The sequence below is a fragment of the Pseudomonas sp. UBA2684 genome (assembly GCA_002354655.1).
Lineage (GTDB): Bacteria > Pseudomonadota > Gammaproteobacteria > Pseudomonadales > Pseudomonadaceae > Aquipseudomonas.
In genome coordinates this window covers 29984-49601 of record DELY01000009.1, presented here as the reverse complement: position 1 = coordinate 49601, position 19618 = coordinate 29984, and the positions used below count along the sequence as shown (strand labels likewise).

The window sequence follows — 19618 nt, the reverse complement described above, 5'->3', positions numbered from 1 at the left end:
CCATAATCGAGCCTCTCTAGACCCAGAGCCTTGCGGGAGCACCATGGAGCAATTTCGTAATATCGGCATCATCGGCCGCCTGGGCAGTACCCAGGTGCTCGACACCATTCGCCGACTGAAGAAGTTTCTGCTCGACCGTCACCTGCATGTGATCCTTGAGGAGACCATCGCCGAAGTGCTGCCGGGCCATGGCCTGCAGACGTCTTCGCGGAAGATCCTCGGTGAGGTCTGCGATCTGGTGATCGTGGTGGGCGGCGATGGCAGCATGCTCGGCGCCGCGCGCGCATTGGCGCGGCACAAAGTGCCCGTGCTGGGGGTCAACCGCGGCAGCCTGGGCTTTCTCACCGACATCCGCCCGGATGAGCTGGAGCTGAAAGTCGCCCAGGTGCTGGAAGGCAATTACCTGACCGAAAACCGCTTCTTGCTCGAAGCCGAAGTGCGCCGCCATGCCGAAGCGATTGGCCAGGGCGATGCGCTCAACGATGTGGTGCTGCACCCCGGCAAATCGACGCGGATGATCGAGTTCGAGCTGTATATCGACGGCCAGTTCGTCTGCAGCCAGAAGGCCGACGGCCTGATCGTCGCCACCCCGACCGGCTCGACCGCCTATGCGCTGTCCGCTGGCGGACCGATCATGCACCCCAAGCTGGATGCCATCGTCATCGTGCCGATGTACCCGCACACCCTGTCCAGCCGCCCGATTGTGGTGGATGGCAACAGCGAACTGAAAATCGTCGTGTCCAAGGATTTGCAGATTTATCCGCAGGTTTCCTGTGACGGGCAAAACCATTTTACCTGCGCGCCCGGCGACACCATTACGGTGAGCAAGAGGCCGCAGAAGCTCTGCCTGATCCATCCGCTCGACCACAATTACTACGAGGTCTGCCGCACCAAGCTGGGCTGGGGCAGTCGGCTCGGTGGCGGGGGTGATTGAATGTTTCTTGAAGCCGAGCGTGGCTACGACCTGATTGGCGACATTCATGGCTGCGCGCATACCCTGGAACGGCTGCTCGCCACCCTCGGTTACCGCGTGCAAGGCGGTGTCTGGCGGCACCCGCAACGCAAAGCGATTTTTCTTGGCGACTTGGTCGATCGCGGTCCGCGCATCCGCGAAGCCCTGCACCTGGTGCGCGACATGGTGGTGGCCGGCGAAGCGCTGTGCCTCATGGGCAACCACGAACTCAACGCGCTGGCCTGGAGCACGCCGGCGCCCCCCGGCAGCGGCCGGCACTTCGTGCGCGAACACACGCCGCGGCATGCTCGGCTGATTCAGGAAACCTTGCAGCAGTTCGAGGCCTACCCCAGCGAATGGCGCGAATTTCTCGACTGGTTTTATGAGCTGCCGTTGTTTCTCGATGCCGGGCGGTTCCGTGTCGTGCATGCCTGCTGGGACGCGGAGTTGATCGAGTCATTGCGCGGGCAATTCCCCGATGGTTGTATCGATGAACATTTTCTCCAGGCGGCGGCCGTGCCGGGCAGCTTTGCCAACACCGCGCTGGATCGCCTGCTGCGCGGCACCGACATGCGTCTGCCGCATGGCCTGACCCTGACCAGCGACGATGGCTTCACCCGTGCCTTCTTCCGCACCAAGTTTTGGGAAGAGAACCCGCAGACTTACGGCGATATTGTTTTCCAGCCCGACGCCTTGCCGGAGCTGGCCGCGCAAACGCCGCTGAGTGAACTGCAAAAGACCGAACTGTTGAAATATGCCGCTGACCAGCCACTGTTGTTCGTGGGGCACTACTGGCGCAGCGGCAAGCCGGCGCCGATTCGCCCCAACTTGGCGTGCCTGGATTACAGCGCGGTGATGTACGGCAAGTTGGTGGCATACCGTCTGGACCAGGAAACACGCCTGGATGCCAACAAGTTCGTCTGGGTCGAAGTGGCACGGCCGGAGAATCCACAATGAGTGCGGTAGCCGTTTTGCGTTTGCCGGTGCAGACCGATCTCACGGGTTTTGTCGGCTTGTTGCAGCGCTTGCAGGTGCCGCATCGGGTCTCGGAAGAGGCCGGCGAGCAGGTGCTGTGGGTGCCCGGCGAGCAGCTCGCCGAACAGGTCCGCGACCTCTATGCGCGTTATCCACAGGGCGGCGCCGCGGCTCAGTTGACGCTGCCCGCAGAGCCGCGCCCCGCAGGGCTGGTTAGCCAGTTGAAGGGCAGTCCGCTGACTGCCGTCATGTTGGCCTTGACGCTGTTGGTCGCGTTGCTGACCTGGGGCGGTGAAAACTATGCGGTGATCCGCTGGCTGAGCTTTAGCGATTTTCGCATCGACGGCCAATACATCCACCTCAGTTACCTCACTGCGACCCTCGAAGGCGGGCAATGGTGGCGGCTGATCACGCCGATGTTCATCCACTTCGGCATTCTCCATCTGGCCATGAACAGCCTGTGGTACTGGGAACTGGGGCGACGCATCGAGGCGCGGCAAGGTGCGCTGATGCTGCTGGGGCTGAGCGTGCTGTTCAGCCTGGCCTCGAATGTCGCGCAATACAGTTTTGCCGGCCCGGCGCTGTTCGGCGGCTTGTCCGGGGTGCTGTATGGCCTGCTGGGGCATTGCTGGATATTCCAACGCATGGCGCCGAACCCTGCGTATCGCCTGCCGCGCGGCGTGCTGGTGATGATGCTGGCCTGGTTGGTGATCTGCATGACCGGGGTTTTCGAGCTGCTGCAATTCGGTTCGATCGCCAATGCGGCGCATGTCGGCGGGCTGGTCGCGGGCTGCTTCACTGGTCTGGTGGGCGGCCTGCTGGCTCGTCGGCGCGGGTGATGGCGCGTCTTGCGAGTGACCTGTGCGGCTAGTTGGTTGACCCAAGCTCGGGCGCCGACATTGGCTAAGTGAACTAGCCATACAGGCCACTAGATATTTCACTGGGCTGGTAAACTGCCGCCTCGTATTCGGAGGTACCCATGTCGTCCTTTCTCCACGCTATCGAACACATCACCCCTGAGATCTACCAGAGCCTCAAGCTGGCGGTAGAAATCGGCAAGTGGCCGGATGGCCGCAAGCTGACCCAGGAACAGAAAGAACTCACGTTGCAGGCGCTGATCGCCTGGGAGATCCAGAACCTTCCGGAAGACCAGCGCATCGGTTACATGGGGCCGCAGGAATGCAGCTCGAAGTCCGCGCCGGTGCCGAACCTGCTGTTCAAATCCTCGGATACCCTGCACTGATGGCTGAGTTGGCACGTGGCTCGCTGAGCAAGATGGCGGCGCGCCTCGACGCGCCGGTGCAGTATGCATTTCGTCTGGACGACACCGAGGTGCCGGTCAACCCGCTGATCGGCAAGACATTGCGCCTGGAGTTTCTTGGCGCCATCCATTGCAGCCATTGCGGGCGCAAGACCAAAAGCAGCTTCAGCCAGGGCTACTGCTACCCGTGCATGCAGAAGCTGGCGCAGTGCGACATCTGCATCATGAGCCCGGAACGCTGCCATTACGACGCGGGGACCTGCCGCGAGCCGAGCTGGGGCGAGCAGTTCTGCATGACCGACCATGTCGTCTACCTGGCCAATTCGTCGGGAGTGAAGGTCGGCATCACCCGCGCCACGCAGATTCCCACACGTTGGATGGATCAAGGCGCGAGCCAGGCCTTGCCGATCCTGCGCGTCGCCACCCGCCAGCAGTCCGGTTTCGTCGAGGACCTGCTGCGCAGCCAAGTGGCCGACAAGACCAACTGGCGCGCCTTGCTCAAGGGCGATGCTGCGCCGGTCGACCTGGCGGCGATTCGCGATCAGCTGTTCGCCAGTTGCGCCGACGGCCTGCTTGGCCTGCAACAGCGTTTCGGTCTGCAGGCGATCCAGCCGCTCAGCGATCAAGTGCCGGTGGAAATCCGCTACCCGATCGAGGCCTACCCGGCCAAGATCAGCAGTTTCAACCTGGACAAGAACCCGATCGCCGAGGGCACCTTGCTCGGCATCAAGGGCCAGTACCTGATGTTCGACACCGGCGTGATCAATATCCGCAAGTACACGGCCTACCAACTCGCCGTGCATGAATAAGCTGTATTCACCGACTTCCGCGAACCGGGCCTGACAGGGCCCTGAACACAAAGGGCCACAAGCCATGCGCACCGAACAACCGAAAATGATCTACCTCAAGGATTACCAGGCGCCCGATTACCTGATCGACGAGACGCACCTGACCTTCGAATTGTTCGAGGACCACACCCTGGTGCATGCGCAACTGGTGATGCGTCGCAACCCGGCATGTGGCAGTGCTTTACCGTTGCTGGCGCTCGATGGCCAGCAGCTCGAGTTGCTGTCGGTGGCGCTGGACGGTGTGGAGCTGGGGGCGGCGGACTATCAGCTCAGTGACAGCCACCTCAAGTTGCAGCCCACGGCCGCGAGCTTCGTGATCGACACCAGCGTGCGCATCCACCCGGAACGCAACACCGCGCTGGAAGGCCTGTACAAGTCTGGCAGCATGTTCTGCACCCAGTGCGAGGCCGAGGGCTTTCGCAAGATCACCTATTACCTCGACCGTCCGGACGTGATGAGCAAGTTCACCACCACGCTCAGCGCCGAGCAGCACCGCTACCCAGTGCTGTTGTCCAACGGCAACCCGATTGCCAGCGGCCCGGACGAGACTGCCCCTGGAAAGAGTGTTCGGCATTGGGCGACCTGGGAAGATCCGTTCATGAAACCGGCCTACCTGTTCGCCCTGGTCGCCGGCGATCTGTGGTGCGTGGAAGACAGCTTCACCACCCTGAGCCAGCGCGAGGTGGCGCTGCGCATCTACGTCGAGCCGGAAAACATCGACAAGTGCCAGCACGCCATGGACAGCCTGAAGAAATCCATGAAGTGGGACGAGGAGGTGTATGGGCGTGAGTACGACCTGGACATCTTCATGATCGTCGCGGTCAACGATTTCAACATGGGCGCCATGGAAAACAAGGGCCTCAACATCTTCAACTCCAGCGCCGTGCTGGCCAAGGCCGAGACCGCCACCGACGCCGCGCACCAGCGTGTCGAGGCGATCGTGGCTCACGAATACTTCCACAACTGGTCGGGCAACCGGGTGACCTGCCGCGACTGGTTCCAGCTGTCGCTCAAGGAAGGCTTCACGGTGTTCCGCGACGCGCAGTTCAGCGCCGACATGAACTCGGCCACGGTCAAGCGCATCGAAGATGTCGCCTACCTGCGCACCCACCAGTTCGCCGAAGACGCCGGCCCCATGGCGCACTCGGTGCGCCCGGAAGGCTTTATCGAAATCTCCAACTTCTACACCTTGACCGTCTATGAGAAAGGCTCGGAAGTGGTGCGAATGATCCAGACCCTGGTTGGCGCCGAAGGCTTTCGCAAGGGCTCGGACCTGTATTTCGAACGCCACGATGGCCAGGCGGTGACCTGCGATGACTTCATCAAGGCCATGGAAGAGGCCAATGGCATCGACCTGACCCAGTTCAAGCGCTGGTACAGCCAGGCCGGTACGCCACGTTTGGCGGTCAGCGAAAGCTACGACGAGACCGCGAAGACCTACAGCCTGAGTTTCAAGCAAAGCTGCCCGGCCACGCCCGGCCAGGGCGAAAAACTGCCATTCGTGATCCCGGTTGAATTGGCTCTGCTGGGTGCCGAAGGGCAGGCGTTGCCGCTGCGCGTGCAGGGTGAGGCCGCCGCTGGCGCCTGCTCGCGAGTGATTTCGATCACCGAAGCCGAGCAGACGGTGACTTTCGTCGATCTCGACGAGCATCCACTGCCGTCGTTGCTGCGTGGTTTCTCCGCGCCGGTGAAGCTGAGCTTCCCTTACCGCCGCGACCAACTGATGTTCCTCATGCAGCACGACAGCGACGGTTTCAACCGTTGGGATGCCGGCCAGCAACTTGCCGTGCAGGTCTTGCAGGAGTTGATCGGCCAGCATCAGCGTGGCGAAGCGCTGGTGCTGGATCAGCGGCTGGTGACGGCGCTGCGCAGCGTGTTGGAAAACCCTCAGCTCGATCAGGCCATGGTCGCCGAAATGCTCTCGCTGCCGGGCGAGGGCTACCTCACCGAAATCAGTGAGGTGGCGGATGTCGATGCCATCCATGCGGCCCGCGAATTCGCTCGCCGGCAGCTGGCCGAAGCGCTGCACGCGCCGCTGTGGCAGCGTTATCAGGCTAACCGCGAGGTGTCGCGCGGCACTGCTTACGTCGCCGAAGCGGCGCATTTCGCTCGGCGCAGCCTGCAGAACATCGCACTGTCCTACCTGATGCTCAGCGGCAAGCCCGAGGTGCTCGCCGCCTGTCTGGATCAATTCGAAAGCAGCGACAACATGACCGAGCGCCTGACCGCGCTGGCGGTACTGGTCAACTCGCCATTCGAGGAAGAAAAAGCCAGGGCCTTGGCCAGTTTCGCAGAATTCTTCAAGGACAACCCGTTGGTCATGGATCAGTGGTTCAGCGTGCAGGCGGCCAGTGCCTTGCCGGGCACCTTGGCCAAGGTGCAAGCGCTGATGCAGCACCCGGCGTTCACCCTGACAAACCCCAATAAAATCCGCGCCCTGATCGGTGCCTTTGCCGGGCAAAATCCGCTCAACTTCCACCAGGCCGACGGCAGTGGTTACCGTTTCCTCGCCGATCAGGTCATCACCCTGAACGCATTGAACCCGCAGGTCGCCTCCCGGCTGCTCTCGTCACTAACCCGCTGGGGTAAATACGACAGCGCCCGCCAAGCGCTGATGAGGGCCGAGCTAGAGCGGATTCTGGCTTGTGGCGAGCTGTCCAGCGACGTCTTCGAAGTGGTCAGCAAAAGCCTGGCTTAAAGCCGGTTCCATCCTTGAAAGTGTTACCCGTCTTTGATGGGTAACACTTTTTTGTTACCCAAAGGAATATCCGGCACAGCTGCTTATGCATTTGCTTACTTAAGATTGCGCCGGGTGGCTTGACGGGGCGCGATTTACCTGGGCAAAACTTGCTGCATGTCTCGTTCTAGAGGGGCCGGTAACGTCGGATCGTAGGACAAGATCGGCCGTTCTTTGATGATTAGCCTGCCAATTGTTCGGTGGACGCTCAGTCACGAAAAGAAACGCCTGGTTCTCGGTGTCGCCAGCACAAGTTTTTATACGCTTGTTTGAATTGGCACTATGGTTGCAGTGCTCAAGTCGATTCGGCCCCGTAATGGTGCGCCCCTCGCGAGGCAGTGCGCAGTAGGCGCGTTGGAAAACTGCTTCCAGTCAACGATAAAAGCCGCCGCCAAGTGTGGCTTAGCCGTGTGCCCGTATCTGGGTATGCCAAAAAAGAATGATCTGTCCACGGAGTGAAGTCTCGATGGAAATTAAGTCCCGTAAGCCTAAGTTGGGTTTTGCGCCAGCTGCTGCCGGTTTTGCTTTTGCCGGTATTTTGCCTTTGTTGGTCGCGGCTCAAGCTCAGGCGGTAGAGTTCAGCTTTGCAGACAATGAAATTAGCGGTTCGATCGATACCACCGTGTCCTACGGTCAGCTCTGGCGCGTTCAGGGTCGTGACAAGACCAAGAACGATATCAACACCAATGATGGCAATCGTAATTTCGATACCGGGCTGGTTTCCGAGGTTTACAAGATCACTTCCGACCTGGAAGCGACCTACCAGAATTACGGCGTGTTTGTGCGCGGCACGGCGTTCTATGACACGCAGATCATGGACAAGCGCAACGATTACCTGAGCAATAACGACCCGGCTCAGCCGAATCAAAATCCGAACAACCCGAATAGCTTCACCTACGAGACGCGCCACTCGGCGGGCCGTAATGCGGAAATCCTCGATGCCTATATCTATGGCAACTGGGATGTCGGCGATATGCCGTTGACGGTGCGCGCTGGTCGCCAGGTGTTCAACTGGGGCGAGGGGCTGTTCTATCGCGGTGGCATCAATACGACTAACCCGGTCGATGCCGGCAAGTTCCGCCTGCCGGGTGCTGAGTTGAAAGAGGTGTTGGTGCCGGTCGAGGCGCTGAACTTCAATATCGGCCTGACCGACAACCTGTCGATGGAAACCTTCTACCAGTGGAACTGGAAAGAGACTGCCATCGATCCGGTCGGGACGTTCTTCTCGGAAACCGACTTGTTCGCCGAGGGTGGCAATACCGCGTACACAACCGTCGAAGCGCTGAGCAGCCCGACCTTTCAGTCGCTCTATCCGACATTGGCGGGCAGTAATTTCGGTGGTTTGCAGGGTACGCAGTACCTTGATTCGAACGGCGTATTTAAAGTTGCCAGTGTCGGTTCGGATATCAATGCTAAAAATGATGGCCAGTTCGGCGTTGCCTTCCGCTACATCGCAGAAGAGCTCAATTCCACGGAGTTCGGTTTCTTCTTCGTTAATTACCACGCTAAAGAACCGACTATTTACGCCGATGTGAACCGCAGCTATGCCGGTTTGAATATCGATCAATTGGCTGGTCTCGGCGGTTTCACCAGCTATGACGATCTGGTTGCTGCTGATGCCGCGGGTAACCCGCTCGCTGAGCAGGTGCTGGGCCTGGTGAACGGTGCCTCTGCGGTCGATTTGGCGAACCAGGTGAATGCCCGTCGTGAGTACGCCGAAGACATCCGTATGTACGGCATGAGCTTCAACACCACGGTTGGCTTGGCTTCGGTGTTCGGCGAACTGTCTTACCGTCCGAACCTGCCGATTGGCATTGCCACCACCAACGATCTTCTCGGCGATCTGCTGGGGCAGGCGGCTCTGCTGGCGGACGGTCGACCGGTGAATATCGGTGGACAGAACGTGGTGATCACCGACGAGATTCATAACGCCACTCGCGTCGAAGCCTTCAATACCTCGCTGGGCACCATTTATAACTTTGGCCCATCGTTGAGCTTCGACTCGCTGTTCGGGGTGGCGGAGCTGGCCTCCGAGCACATTCGCGGCGACAGTTTGCAGTACACCGCTTATGACGGTAGCAACCGTTACTACTCGGGTCGCCCCAACGGTTCCTATGTCTCTGGGTATGAGCGTGATGCGCAGATCAACAAGAACGCTTACGGCTATACCCTGGTGCTGTCCGGCACCTGGAACGATGTGTACGCCGGCGTGAACGTTTCGCCATTCGCCGTCTACAAGCATGACTTCGAGGGCAACTCGCACCAGACCGGCAACTTCGTCGAAGGGCGCAAGGCTTACACCGTTGGCATGCGCGCCAGCTACCTGAATAGCCTGGAAACCGAGCTGCAGTACACCGAGTTCTATGGCGCTGGCCAGAACAATTCGGGCTCCGACCGCGACAACATCGGCGTCAACGTCAAGTACTCCTTCTAAACCAAACTAGAAAAATCCCAGGTGCCTGTGGGCGCCTGATGGATGATTTATCACGGAGAAATACAATGCTGAAAAAGCACACGCTGATCGGTGCTGCCATTGTGTTGGCACTGTCTGCCGGTAGCGCGCTGGCGGCGGTTTCCTCGCAAGAGGCGGCCAAACTGGGCACCAGCCTGACCCCCTTCGGTGCCGAGAAGGCGGGTAACGCCGCAGGAACCATCCCTGAGTGGACCGGCGGTATCACCCAGGCGCCAGCCGCATACAAGACGCCAGGTCAGCACCATGTCGATCCGTTTGCTGACGACAAGCCGCTGTTCACCATCACCAAGGCCAACTTGGATCAGTACAAGGACAACCTGACCCCGGGTCAGATTGCCATGTTCAACGCTTACCCGAACAGCTACCAGATGCCGGTGTACCAGACTCGCCGCTCCGGTTCGGCGCCGCAGTGGGTGTATGACAACACCATCAAGAACGCCAGCACTGCCAAGCTGCTGGACGGTGGCAACGGTTTCTCCGATGCCTACGGCGGTATCCCGTTCCCGATACCGGAGAACGGTGTCGAGGCGCTGTGGAACCACATTGCGCGCTACCGCGGCAGTTACATCGTACGCCGTGCTTCGGAAGTGGCCGTGCAGCGTAACGGCGCCTTCTCGCTGGTGACTTCGCAGCAGGAAGCGTTGTTCAAGTTCTACAACCCCAAGGGCACTGCCGCGGACCTGAACAACATCATGTTCTACTACCTGTCCTTCACCAAGAGCCCGGCGCGTCTGGCCGGCGGTGCGGTACTGGTCCATGAGACCCTCGATCAGGTGAAGGAACCGCGCCAGGCGTGGGGCTACAACGCTGGTCAGCGTCGTGTGCGTCGTGCACCGAACCTGGCGTATGACACGCCAATCGCGGCGGCCGATGGCCTGCGCACCGCTGACGACACCGACATGTTCAACGGCGCCCCGGATCGCTATGACTGGAAGCTGGTGGGCAAGAAGGAAATCTACATTCCTTACAACAACTACAAAGTCACCAGCCCGGACGTCAAGTACAAGGATCTGCTGCAAGTGGGGCACTTGAATCCGGCGCTCACCCGTAACGAACTGCACCGCGTGTGGGTCGTCGAGGGCACGCTGAAATCCGGCGCTCGGCACATCTACTCCAAGCGCACCCTGTTCCTCGACGAGGACAGCTGGCAGGCGGCCGTGGTTGACCAGTACGACGGTCGTGGCGAGCTGTGGCGTGTATCGATTGCTTACCTGAAGAACTACTACGACCTGCCGACCACCTGGTCTGCGCTCGATGCGTTCCATGATCTGCAAGCGCGTCGTTACCACGTGCAGAACCTGGATAACGAAGAGTCGAGCACCATCGACTTCAGTCAGCCGATTCCAGACGATGGCTATTTCAAGCCAGCCGCTCTGCGTCGCCGCGGTACGCGTTAATCGTTATGTAGTCTGAGCAAAAGGCCGCTACAGTAGTAGCGGCCTTTTCGTATTAGTCCGTCGAATAACCGGTCAATCACGCGGGTTTGCCTTAACAAAACATAACGTCACGCCGATTGTCAGGTCTTTCGAAAGCTCGATAGCATAGGGTTCTGCTACAAGGCAGTACCACCTATAACAATAAGGGGGAAGGTATATGAGTGAGCCCGTCATGCGGCGCACCCAGGCTGGTTCTGTCGCGGGACTGTTCCGCGCACCGGCGTTCCGCGTCCACTCGCCGCTGGCTAAAGCGCTCTCGCTGTGCAGTGTGCTATCCATTCTGACTTTGACCGTTGCGCCACTGCATGCGCAAGCCGCCACCGATTCAGCTGCCAGTTATGCCATTGAGTCGCCCAAGGCGCTGGAAAGCCTGCTCCTGGATGTCACTAAGGTTGGCAAACGCCTGATCGCAGTGGGTGATCGTGGTCATATCCTTTATTCCGATGACAACGGTGCCAATTGGTCGCAGGCCAAAGTACCGACCAAGCAAATGCTCACGTCCGTGTTTTTTGTCGATGATCAGCATGGCTGGGCGGTTGGCCACGACGCGCAGATTCTCGCCAGCAAAGATGGCGGAGCAACGTGGGTCAAGCAATTTGAAGACCTGGAGCGCGAGGCGCCGTTGCTGAGCATCTGGTTCAAGGATCTCAATAACGGTTATGCCGTAGGCGCCTATGGTGCCCTGCTGGAAACCACTGATGGTGGGGCAAATTGGGAAGACGTCAGCGAACGCCTGGATAACGAAGATGGCTATCACCTGAACGCTATCGTTGAGGTCAAGGATTCCGGTCTATTTATCGTTGGCGAATTGGGCGGCATGTTCCGTTCGCTCGATTGGGGGCAGACCTGGGAAACCCTCCAAGGCCCATACGAAGGCTCGCTGTTCGGTGCGCTGGGCACCCAAGAAGCTGGCACCCTGCTGGTCTATGGCCTGCGTGGTCACCTATTCCGCTCTGCCGATTTTGGCACGAGTTGGGAGCAGATCGTGCTAGAGACTCCAAACAACGGTCCGCTGGAGTTCGGTCTGGCTGACGGTAAGTTGTTGGCCGACGGCACCATCGTAGTCGTTGGCCATGGTGGCAGCGTGCTCAAGAGCACCGACAACGGCCGCACCTTCAGCGTGCTGAATCGTTCCGATCGTTTGTCTTTGGCAGGCGTGACTGCGGATGATGATGGTCGCCTGATCCTCGTGGGGCAGGGCGGTGTGCATGTTTCCTCGCCGACTGGCGCCAAGCTGGGCCAACAATAACAAGCTGGGGTAGTGTTTGATGAGTAACCATCACCAGGACAAGGCGAGTTTTCTCGAGCGTCTGATTTTCAACAACCGCCCTGCGGTCATTCTGATCTGCCTGCTGGTCAGCATCTTCCTGTTCTTCCAGGCCACTCAGGTGCGCCCGTCGACCAGCTTCGAGAAGATGATTCCCCTGACCCATCCCTTCATCCAGAAGATGATGGAGCACCGCAACGATCTGGCTAACCTCGGCAACACCGTGCGCATCTCGGTGGAGGCTAAAGAGGGCGACATTTTCACCCAGGAATATATGGAGACGCTGCGTCAGATCAACGACGAAGTGTTCTACATTCCTGGTGTCGACCGTTCCGGTCTGAAGTCGCTGTGGAGCCCCAGCGTGCGCTGGACCGAAGTGACCGAGGAGGGCTTTGCCGGTGGTGAAGTGATTCCGCAGACGTACGACGGTAGCCCAGGCAGCATCGAGGAATTGCGCAGTAACGTGCTCAAGTCCGGGCAAATCGGTCGTTTGGTGGCGAACAACTTCAAGTCGAGCATCGTCGACGTGCCGCTGTTGGAGTCCTACCCGGACCCCAACGATCAGGGCAAGCTGATCAAGCTGGACTACCAAGAATTCTCCCACCAGTTGGAAGAGAAGATCCGCGAGAAGTACCAGGCGCAAAACCCTAATGTTCAGGTGCACATCATCGGTTTCGCCAAGAAAGTCGGCGACCTGATCGATGGTCTGATCATGGTGGTGATGTTCTTCGCCGTCGCCTTGCTGATCACCTTTGTCCTGCTGTACTGGTTCACCTGGTGTATCCGCAGCACCATCGCCGTGCTGTTCACCACCCTGATTGCGGTGGGTTGGCAGCTGGGCTTGATGCACACCGTGGGCTTCGGGCTCGACCCGTACTCAATGCTGGTGCCGTTCCTGATCTTTGCCATCGGCATCTCTCACGGGGTGCAGAAAATCAACGGTATCGCCCTGCAGTCGAGCGAAGCCGAGAACTCCCTGATGGCGGCGCGGCGCACCTTCCGCCAACTGTTCCTGCCGGGGATGATCGCGATTCTGGCCGACGCCGTGGGCTTCATCACCTTGCTGTTGATCGACATCGGGGTCATTCGCGAACTGGCCATCGGTGCATCCATCGGTGTCGCGGTCATCGTGTTCACCAACCTGATCCTGCTGCCGGTGGCAATCTCCTATGTCGGCATCAGCAAGAAAGCGATCGAGCGCAGCAAGCGCGATGCCGTGCGCGATCACCCGTTCTGGCGCTTGCTGTCCAACTTCGCCCATCCCGTTGTGGCGCCGATCTCGGTGGTTATCGCCCTGGCGGCCGGCGTAGGTGGTTTCTGGTACCAGCAGCAACACCTGCAGATCGGCGACCTCGATCAGGGTGCGCCGGAGCTGCGTCCGGATTCGCGCTACAACCAGGACAACGATTTCGTCATCAGGAACTACTCGACCAGTTCCGACGTGCTGGTGGTGATGGTCAAGACTGCACCGGAAGGCTGTTCGACGTTCGAAACCCTGGCCGCCATGGATGAGCTGATGTGGAAGATGGAGAACACGCCTGGTGTGCAATCGGCGATCTCCATGGTCAGCGTGTCGCGCCAGGTGATCAAAGGGATGAACGAGGGCAACCTGAAGTGGGAAACCCTGTCGCGTAACCAGGACGTGCTGAACAATTCGATCGCCCGTGCCGATGGCCTGTACAACGCCGATTGCTCCGTGGCGCCGGTGCTGGTGTTCCTCCAGGACCACAAAGCCGAGACGCTCAAGCGCGCGGTTGCCGAGGTTCAGGCCTTCGCTGCCGAGAACAACAAGGACGGTCTGGAGTTCTTGCTGGCGGCCGGTAACGCGGGTATCGAAGCGGCCACCAACGAGGTGATCGGCAAGTCCGAGTTGCTCATTCTGGTTCTGGTTTACCTGTGCGTGGGTGTGATGTGCATGATCACCTTCCGCTCGTTTGCCGCGACCATTTGTATCGTGCTGCCGCTGATCCTCACCTCGATCCTGGGTAATGCGCTGATGGCGTTCCTGGGTATCGGCGTCAAGGTCGCCACCTTGCCGGTGATCGCCCTGGGCGTGGGCATTGGTGTCGATTACGGCATCTATATCTACAGCCGTATGGAAAGCTTCCTGCGTGCTGGGTTGCCGTTGCAGGAGGCCTACTACCAGACGCTGAAGTCCACCGGTAAAGCCGTGCTGTTCACCGGCTTGTGCCTGGCGATCGGGGTTGCCACGTGGATCTTCTCGGCGATCAAGTTCCAGGCGGACATGGGCCTGATGCTGACCTTCATGTTCATCGTCAACATGTTCGGCGCCCTCTGGCTGCTGCCGGCCCTGGCGCGCTTCTTGATCAAACCCGAGAAACTGGCGGGCAAAGCTAGTAACTCGATGTTCGCCCACTAACTCAGGGCGCAGCAACGACAGCAAAAACCGCGGCCTGGCCGCGGTTCACCCGACACCCTGCGAGAGCCCTGCTTTCGCAGGGTGTTTTGTTTTCGTCGATCCCATCATCGCGCTAGCGTTGATCGGCAGTGAGGCGTTTCCAGCTACAAATGCTCAGGTGTGGCAGGGTGGACGAGTCTTCGTGGGGCGCATTTACGCCAGCCTGCTGCCAGGTGAAGACGCATGCCCACGCAACGTTGTACGTCATAGCTTTGCAGGGGCGGCGGGCTGTGGCGCGTTGAACAACCTAGGCGAGAGTGCCGAGACAAGACAAAAACGCTCGCAACACATCGGCAGCGTAGATCGTTCTGGGCCCGAAGTTGTGCGTGGCAGTTGCCAGTCAGATTTTGCCGCTCTGAATGAGTGTCAGCGCGGATAAAGCGGCGGCAGCGGGCTGGTTTCTTGGGGGGCGCCGCCTTCGACGGTCTGGGCGGCGGGGAGGGTGCGAATTGCGCGCCAGAGGTCTTCGCCCTGCCATTGTTGGCCGGTTTCGCTGTACAGCGTGCCGTTCAGGCCGTCGAGGGCATCGGACAGCGGCACGAAGCGGGCCGCCATGTCCGCCAGGGTTTCCGGCTGTTGCCGCGCCCAGGCGTCGAGTGCATGGCGTGTGGTCAGGGAGTCATTGGCCAGGCAGGCGCGCTTGAGGTCGTCGAGCAGCGTGCGCGGGCTAGGTCCGGTTTGCGCGGCGCGCAGAATCGCCGGTTGCCGGCGGGCGTGCCACCACAGTCCAAAGCCTAGCAAGGTGGTGAGTGTCAGCAACGCACTGCTCAATTGCCATGGCCACAGTGGCGCCCCTTGCACGCTGGGCAATGACGGCGTTTCAGCGGCGATGGGTTCGATCGTCAAGCTGGGGTTGAGGGCGACATCGAGGCTGCGGGCTGGCAGGCTGGTGCGCTCCAGGCGGTCGTCGTGGGTGTTCCACCAGACCACCTCGACCGCGGGCAATGCGAACTGGCCCGCGCGATTGGCCACCAGTGCTTCGCGCTCTTCGCGGCTGCCGATCATGCCGCGCTCGCTGGTCTGATTGGCCAGTTGCGGTTGATCCGGGTAGCGCCGCAGACCTTCGACATCGGTGGCGGGCAAGGGCGGCAGCTGGGCGCTGGAGAGGCCGTCGACCTTGAGCAGCAGGCTGCGGGTCAACGAGTCGCCGACTTTGGCCTGTTCTGGCTCCGGGCTCCAGGTTTCCGCCAGGCTTAGGGCGCGTGCGGGCAGCCAGGGAACATTGCTGGGGTAGCTGGCGGGTTTGGCTTTTACCGTCAGTGGGATTTCCGGGGATTTCACCCGGGTTACTTTGCCGGGGCGCGGGCCGAACGGGGTGTAGTCGTTGCTGCGCGAGCGCTCGACCAGGGTGGCGCTGAACACCTGGGCCGGGATGGTCAGTTCGCCGCTTTGTTGCGGGAAAATCGCATAGCGCAGTTCGATCACGCCATGGCGGATGCCGTTGATGTCTTTTTCGTAGGTGCGTGGTTCGCCGAGCGATTCAATACGTGCTTCGGGCATTTCCAGCGGGGTCAGGCTGCTGTCGTCGTACAGCGAGACGGAATGGTAGATGCGCAGGGTCAGGACGCTTTGCGCCTGCACGTAGACGCTTTCCTGATCCAGGCTGGCGTCGATGAACACCGGCGCCAGCTGGTTGTCCGCTGCGCTGGCGCTGTTTTCTTGCACATGCAGGGTGAGCGGCAGGGTTTGCAGGTCGCCCAGGTTGATCGGGGGCACCACCACGTAGCCGCTCTGTTTCGGCTGCAGGGTGACGATCCAGCGGGTGGTTGCGCGCGATTCGCCGTCCAGAGTGGTCAGCCGGTTGACCTGGCGCGTGCCGATCACCTCGAACAACTGGTTGAGCGGGCTCAAGTCCGGCTTGCCGAACAGGGTGACATCGTCCGATTCGAGAATCAGCTCGACGGTTTCGCCGGCGTTCAGGCGTGTGCGGTCGACACTGGCATTAAACCCCTGGGCGCTGGCTTGCAGTGCGAGCAAGCCGAGGAGAAGGGTGCAGAGCAGGCGGGTCATCGGGTCTGTTCCTGACGCTGTTGCTGTTCGTACCAGAATTTTCGCCGCAGCAACTCACCCGGATCATCGGGGATTTGTCGCAGCCATTGTTCCAAGGCTTGGCGCCGCTCGCCATCCAGGGCTTCTTCGGCTGTGGCGATCTGTTCTTCGCCGTTGCCATCCTCCGCAGGGGTGCCTGGTGTGGCGGGTGGCGTCTCGCTGTCCTCGCCAGGTGCTGGAGCCTTCGGCGGCTCTTGGCTGTCGCCCGCGGGTTGGCTGGGCGCTGTCGGGTCGCTGGATTCGCTGCCCGGTTGGCCGGCGCTGGGTGGTTCGGAGGCCGGCGGTGAGCTTTCCTCTGCGCTGTTTTCGGCTTGCTGCTGAGCTTGTTCCTCCTGGCGTTGCCGCAGCAGTTCTTCGACCAGGGCTTTGTTGCTCTGCGCCTGAGTCAAGTCTGGTTGACGCTCCAGGGCTTGGCTGTAGGCCTCCACTGCGGCTTCCAGTTCATTGCTGCGGGCCAGCGCATTGCCGCGGTTGTAGTGCGCGCTCGGGCTGTCGTCGAGCGCAAAGCGTTCGGCGGCGCTGGCATAGTCGCCGGCTTGGTACAGGGCCTGGCCTTGCCACTGCGCATCGTCGAAGCGTTGGGCCGCTTCGGCCGGGCGTTGTGCGTCGAGCAGGCGTTGCCCCTGTTGATCCGGGCGCAGCCAGAGGTCGGCGAATTCGACGGCATAGCTGGGCTGCGGCAGGCTCAGCAGGAGCAGCGGCAGGCAAAACAACCAACCGCGCCGCCCGGCGCAGGCCGCCAGTAACAGCAGCGGCAGCAATAGCCAGTGGCCTTGGTCGGCCCAGGCTTGCAGGCGTGTCTGCTCGCCGTCGCTGCGCAATTGCTGCGGCCCATCGAGCAGGCCGAGGCTGCGCAGGTCGCGATCGTCCACGCTGGCCTGGCGATAGCGCCCGCCGAGCTCCTGGGCGAAGCGGCTGAGGCCGGCGCTGTCCAGGCGTGGAATCAGGATCGCGCCGTGTTGATCTTTGAGAAAACCGCCGTCTTCCTGAATGATCGGCGCACCTTGGGCGCTGCCGATCCCGAGCATGCTCAGGCGTTCGCCGCGCTTGCCCAGGGCCTGACGGATGCCGAGGCGCTCTGGTTCATCCAGTGTGCTGCCGATCAGCAACAGTCGGCCCTGGCCTTGGGCGCCTTGTTCGAGCAGCTCCAGCCCCTTGCTCACGGCCAGATCGGCGCGGCGGCCTGGCTCGGGCATGATCGAGGGTTTGAGCGATTCGAGCAGGTTGCGGCTGGTGGCCAGGTCGTCGGACAGTGGCACCAGGGTGTGTGCGCTGCCGGCGAACACGACGATGGCGGTTTGCGCATCGCGGCGCGCTTCGAGTAGGTCGAGCAGCTTGCGTTTGGCGTGTTCCAGGCGAGTGGGCGAGGCGTCGCTGGCGAGCATGTCGGGGGTCAGTTCGAGCAGTACCACCAGCGGGTCGGCCGGTTTCAGGTTGCTTTGCTCGATCCGTTGCCAGCTGGGGCCGAGCAACGCGAGCAGGGCGAGTAACCAGGCCAGGCCGAGGGCGATCCACGGCAAGCGGCTGGCCCGCCCTTGGCCGCCACTGAGCAGCGCGGCATGAAACGCCGCCGGTAGCAGTAGCTGCCAGCGTCCACTGCGTTTTTCCCGGTGCCAAAGCTGCCAGATCAACCAGCCGAGCAGCGGCAGCAGGAGCAGCCAGTAAGGCCGCAGCCAGTGGGGCCAGAGTGCGAGCAGCGTGTGTTCGGTCATGGCTGCCTCCGCCAGATGCGCGGGAGTAGGCCGCGTAGCTGCTGTTGCAGTTGCGGCCAGAGTTCGCGCAGCACCAATAATAGGCTGAGCAACAGGGCGGCGCTCAGTGGCCAGGGATACAGCGCCTGTGCCGGGCGCGCCAGGGTCGGTTGCTGGGCCACCGGCTCCAGGCGGTCGAGGCTGGCGTCGATGGTTTGCAGTTCTTCGCTGTCGCGCGCCCGGAAGTACTCGCCTCCGGTCAGGTCGGCGATCGCGCGCAGGGTCGGTTCATCCAGGTCCAGCCCGGGGTTGAGGCCGAACAGGCCGATGACCCCGCTTTGTTGTGGGTCGGCACCGATGCCGATCGGGTAGATTTTCACCCCTTCTTCGGCCGCCAGGCGCGCGGCGGTCATCGGCTCGATCTCACCGCCGGTGTTCGCGCCATCGGTGACCAGCACCAGCACGCGGCTATCCGCTGGGCGCTGGCGCAGGCGTTTGACCGCCAGACCAATGGCATCGCCAATCGCGGTGTTTTTCCCGGCGATGCCGATCAGCGCTTCATCCAGCCAGGTGCGCACGGTTTTGCGGTCGAAGGTCAGTGGTGCTTGCAGATAGGCCTGGCTGCCGAACAGGATCAGGCCGACGCGGTCGCCCTGGCGGTCTTCGATGAAGTCGCCGAGCAGGTGTTTGACCAGGGTCAGGCGGCTGACTTCCTGGTCTTCCCAGCGCATGTCGGCGTAATCCATCGAGCCGGAGACGTCCACGGCGACCAGCAGGTCGCGGCCGCTGGCGGGTAACGGCAACGGCTCGCCGACCCACTCCGGGCGTGCACTGGCGCACAGCAGCAGCAACCAGAGCAAGGCGAACGGCGCTTGTTGGCGCCAGGCCGGCAAGTTGGCGCGGGCGCGGCGTCCCGCCAGCCCCTCCAGTTCGTTGAGGAAGCCGACTTTCAAGGCTGCTTCGCCGCTGTCCGCAACCGGCAGCACCAGGCGCAGTAGCCAGGGCAGCGGGGCGAGCAAGAACAGCCAGGGCCAGGTGAATTCAAACATGTTTGCGAATCCAGATGGCCACGGCCTGATGCAGCCCTTCGATGGCTTTGTCGTCGAGGGTGCAGTGCGGGCGGTAGGCGCCTTCGACCAGGATCATCCAGCGGGTCAGCCCCGCCGCCGGGCAGCGGCTGTCGAGAAACGCCAGCCAGGCACGGCTGCTCAGCGTGTGGCTGTGGCTTTCCGGGTAGCGTTGCCGGCACAGGCGTTTGAGCACCCCGTTGAGCTGTTGCAGCCACAGCCCGGCGGGTACGCCGTCGTAGGGTTTGCGCAGCTGCTCAAGCTCATTAAGGGCGGCCTGACGCAGCGGCTCCAGGGTCTGTTCGCGGTCGTTTGAGCGGGCCTTGCGTGGCAGGCGTTTGAGCAGTCGGGGGAGCCACCAGAGCAGCAGCGCCAGCAACACTGCGAGCAGCCACCAACCGGGGGCGGGCGGCCACCAGCCGATCGGGGCGGGTGCGATGAGC

At 61.3% G+C, this 19618-nt stretch carries 14 protein-coding genes; 10 read left to right on the top strand and 4 right to left on the bottom strand.

From position 1 onward, the window contains the following. Positions 1-43 precede the first annotated feature (43 nt). The 10 genes from B3M58_RS04435 to B3M58_RS04390 all read left to right on the top strand — a co-directional run bounded on the left by B3M58_RS04435 (position 44) and on the right by B3M58_RS04390 (position 14329). The gene (locus B3M58_RS04435) at positions 44-934 is read left to right on the top strand and encodes an NAD(+) kinase (protein ID WP_296217362.1); all 891 of its coding nucleotides are present in this window, start codon (positions 44-46) and stop codon (positions 932-934) included. Next, positions 935-1909 carry a metallophosphoesterase gene (locus B3M58_RS04430; protein ID WP_296217361.1) on the top strand — a complete coding sequence of 325 codons (975 nt, stop codon included), beginning with the start codon at positions 935-937 and terminating at the stop codon, positions 1907-1909. It abuts the gene before it with no gap. Beyond that, positions 1906-2766: a rhomboid family intramembrane serine protease gene (locus tag B3M58_RS04425; protein ID WP_296217360.1), complete on the top strand. Its 861-nt coding sequence runs from the start codon at positions 1906-1908 to the stop codon at positions 2764-2766. Before B3M58_RS04430 ends, B3M58_RS04425 begins: the two co-directional genes overlap by 4 nt. Positions 2767-2906: 140 nt before the next feature. Beyond that, positions 2907-3170 (top strand): YeaC family protein, encoded by a 264-nt coding sequence (locus B3M58_RS04420; RefSeq protein WP_296217359.1) that lies wholly within the window; start codon positions 2907-2909, stop codon positions 3168-3170. Further along, entirely contained in the window at positions 3170-3997 is an 828-nt protein-coding gene (locus tag B3M58_RS04415; protein ID WP_296217358.1) for a DUF2797 domain-containing protein, read from the top strand. The genes B3M58_RS04420 and B3M58_RS04415 overlap by 1 nt, the downstream gene beginning before the upstream one ends. A 64-nt stretch (positions 3998-4061) precedes the next feature. After that, entirely contained in the window at positions 4062-6734 is a 2673-nt protein-coding gene (gene pepN, locus B3M58_RS04410) for an aminopeptidase N (protein ID WP_296217357.1), read from the top strand. A 505-nt stretch (positions 6735-7239) separates the two neighbouring features. Continuing rightward, positions 7240-9207, top strand: a complete 1968-nt coding sequence (locus tag B3M58_RS04405; RefSeq protein ID WP_296217356.1) for a DUF1302 domain-containing protein — start codon at positions 7240-7242, stop codon at positions 9205-9207. A 65-nt stretch (positions 9208-9272) separates the two neighbouring features. Continuing rightward, positions 9273-10643: a DUF1329 domain-containing protein gene (locus tag B3M58_RS04400; protein WP_296217355.1), complete on the top strand. Its 1371-nt coding sequence runs from the start codon at positions 9273-9275 to the stop codon at positions 10641-10643. Positions 10644-10839: 196 nt separating this feature from the next. Further along, complete coding sequence (locus B3M58_RS04395; protein WP_414704049.1) at positions 10840-11931, top strand: WD40/YVTN/BNR-like repeat-containing protein; 1092 nt, start codon at positions 10840-10842, stop codon at positions 11929-11931. 19 nt (positions 11932-11950) lie between these two features. Then, positions 11951-14329, top strand: coding sequence for an efflux RND transporter permease subunit (locus tag B3M58_RS04390; RefSeq protein WP_296217354.1), 2379 nt, complete (start codon positions 11951-11953; stop codon positions 14327-14329). Between the two features lie 405 nt (positions 14330-14734). On the opposite strand, the gene B3M58_RS04385 is transcribed toward B3M58_RS04390, so the two are convergent. From B3M58_RS04385 to B3M58_RS04370, 4 genes are all read right to left on the bottom strand, one after another. Next, positions 14735-16378: a BatD family protein gene (locus B3M58_RS04385; RefSeq protein ID WP_296217353.1), complete on the bottom strand. Its 1644-nt coding sequence runs from the start codon at positions 16376-16378 to the stop codon at positions 14735-14737. Then, positions 16375-18129: a VWA domain-containing protein gene (locus tag B3M58_RS04380; RefSeq protein ID WP_414704048.1), complete on the bottom strand. Its 1755-nt coding sequence runs from the start codon at positions 18127-18129 to the stop codon at positions 16375-16377. Before B3M58_RS04380 ends, B3M58_RS04385 begins: the two co-directional genes overlap by 4 nt. Then, on the bottom strand, positions 18126-19157 hold the full coding sequence (locus B3M58_RS04375; protein WP_296217352.1) for a vWA domain-containing protein: 1032 nt from the start codon (positions 19155-19157) through the stop codon (positions 18126-18128). Before B3M58_RS04375 ends, B3M58_RS04380 begins: the two co-directional genes overlap by 4 nt. Beyond that, positions 19150-19618, bottom strand: a 469-nt coding sequence (locus B3M58_RS04370) for a DUF4381 domain-containing protein (RefSeq protein ID WP_296217351.1), incomplete at its 5' end; no start/stop codon positions are given. The genes B3M58_RS04375 and B3M58_RS04370, both read right to left, overlap by 8 nt.

Coding starts and splice junctions, on each gene's coding strand:
- B3M58_RS04435 (WP_296217362.1), top strand. CDS start 44: ATGGAGCAATTTCGTAATATCGGCATCATCGGCCGCCTGGGCAGTACC.
- B3M58_RS04430 (WP_296217361.1), top strand. CDS start 935: ATGTTTCTTGAAGCCGAGCGTGGCTACGACCTGATTGGCGACATTCAT.
- B3M58_RS04425 (WP_296217360.1), top strand. CDS start 1,906: ATGAGTGCGGTAGCCGTTTTGCGTTTGCCGGTGCAGACCGATCTCACG.
- B3M58_RS04420 (WP_296217359.1), top strand. CDS start 2,907: ATGTCGTCCTTTCTCCACGCTATCGAACACATCACCCCTGAGATCTAC.
- B3M58_RS04415 (WP_296217358.1), top strand. CDS start 3,170: ATGGCTGAGTTGGCACGTGGCTCGCTGAGCAAGATGGCGGCGCGCCTC.
- pepN (WP_296217357.1), top strand. CDS start 4,062: ATGCGCACCGAACAACCGAAAATGATCTACCTCAAGGATTACCAGGCG.
- B3M58_RS04405 (WP_296217356.1), top strand. CDS start 7,240: ATGGAAATTAAGTCCCGTAAGCCTAAGTTGGGTTTTGCGCCAGCTGCT.
- B3M58_RS04400 (WP_296217355.1), top strand. CDS start 9,273: ATGCTGAAAAAGCACACGCTGATCGGTGCTGCCATTGTGTTGGCACTG.
- B3M58_RS04395 (WP_414704049.1), top strand. CDS start 10,840: ATGAGTGAGCCCGTCATGCGGCGCACCCAGGCTGGTTCTGTCGCGGGA.
- B3M58_RS04390 (WP_296217354.1), top strand. CDS start 11,951: ATGAGTAACCATCACCAGGACAAGGCGAGTTTTCTCGAGCGTCTGATT.
- B3M58_RS04385 (WP_296217353.1), bottom strand. CDS start 16,378: ATGACCCGCCTGCTCTGCACCCTTCTCCTCGGCTTGCTCGCACTGCAA.
- B3M58_RS04380 (WP_414704048.1), bottom strand. CDS start 18,129: ATGACCGAACACACGCTGCTCGCACTCTGGCCCCACTGGCTGCGGCCT.
- B3M58_RS04375 (WP_296217352.1), bottom strand. CDS start 19,157: ATGTTTGAATTCACCTGGCCCTGGCTGTTCTTGCTCGCCCCGCTGCCC.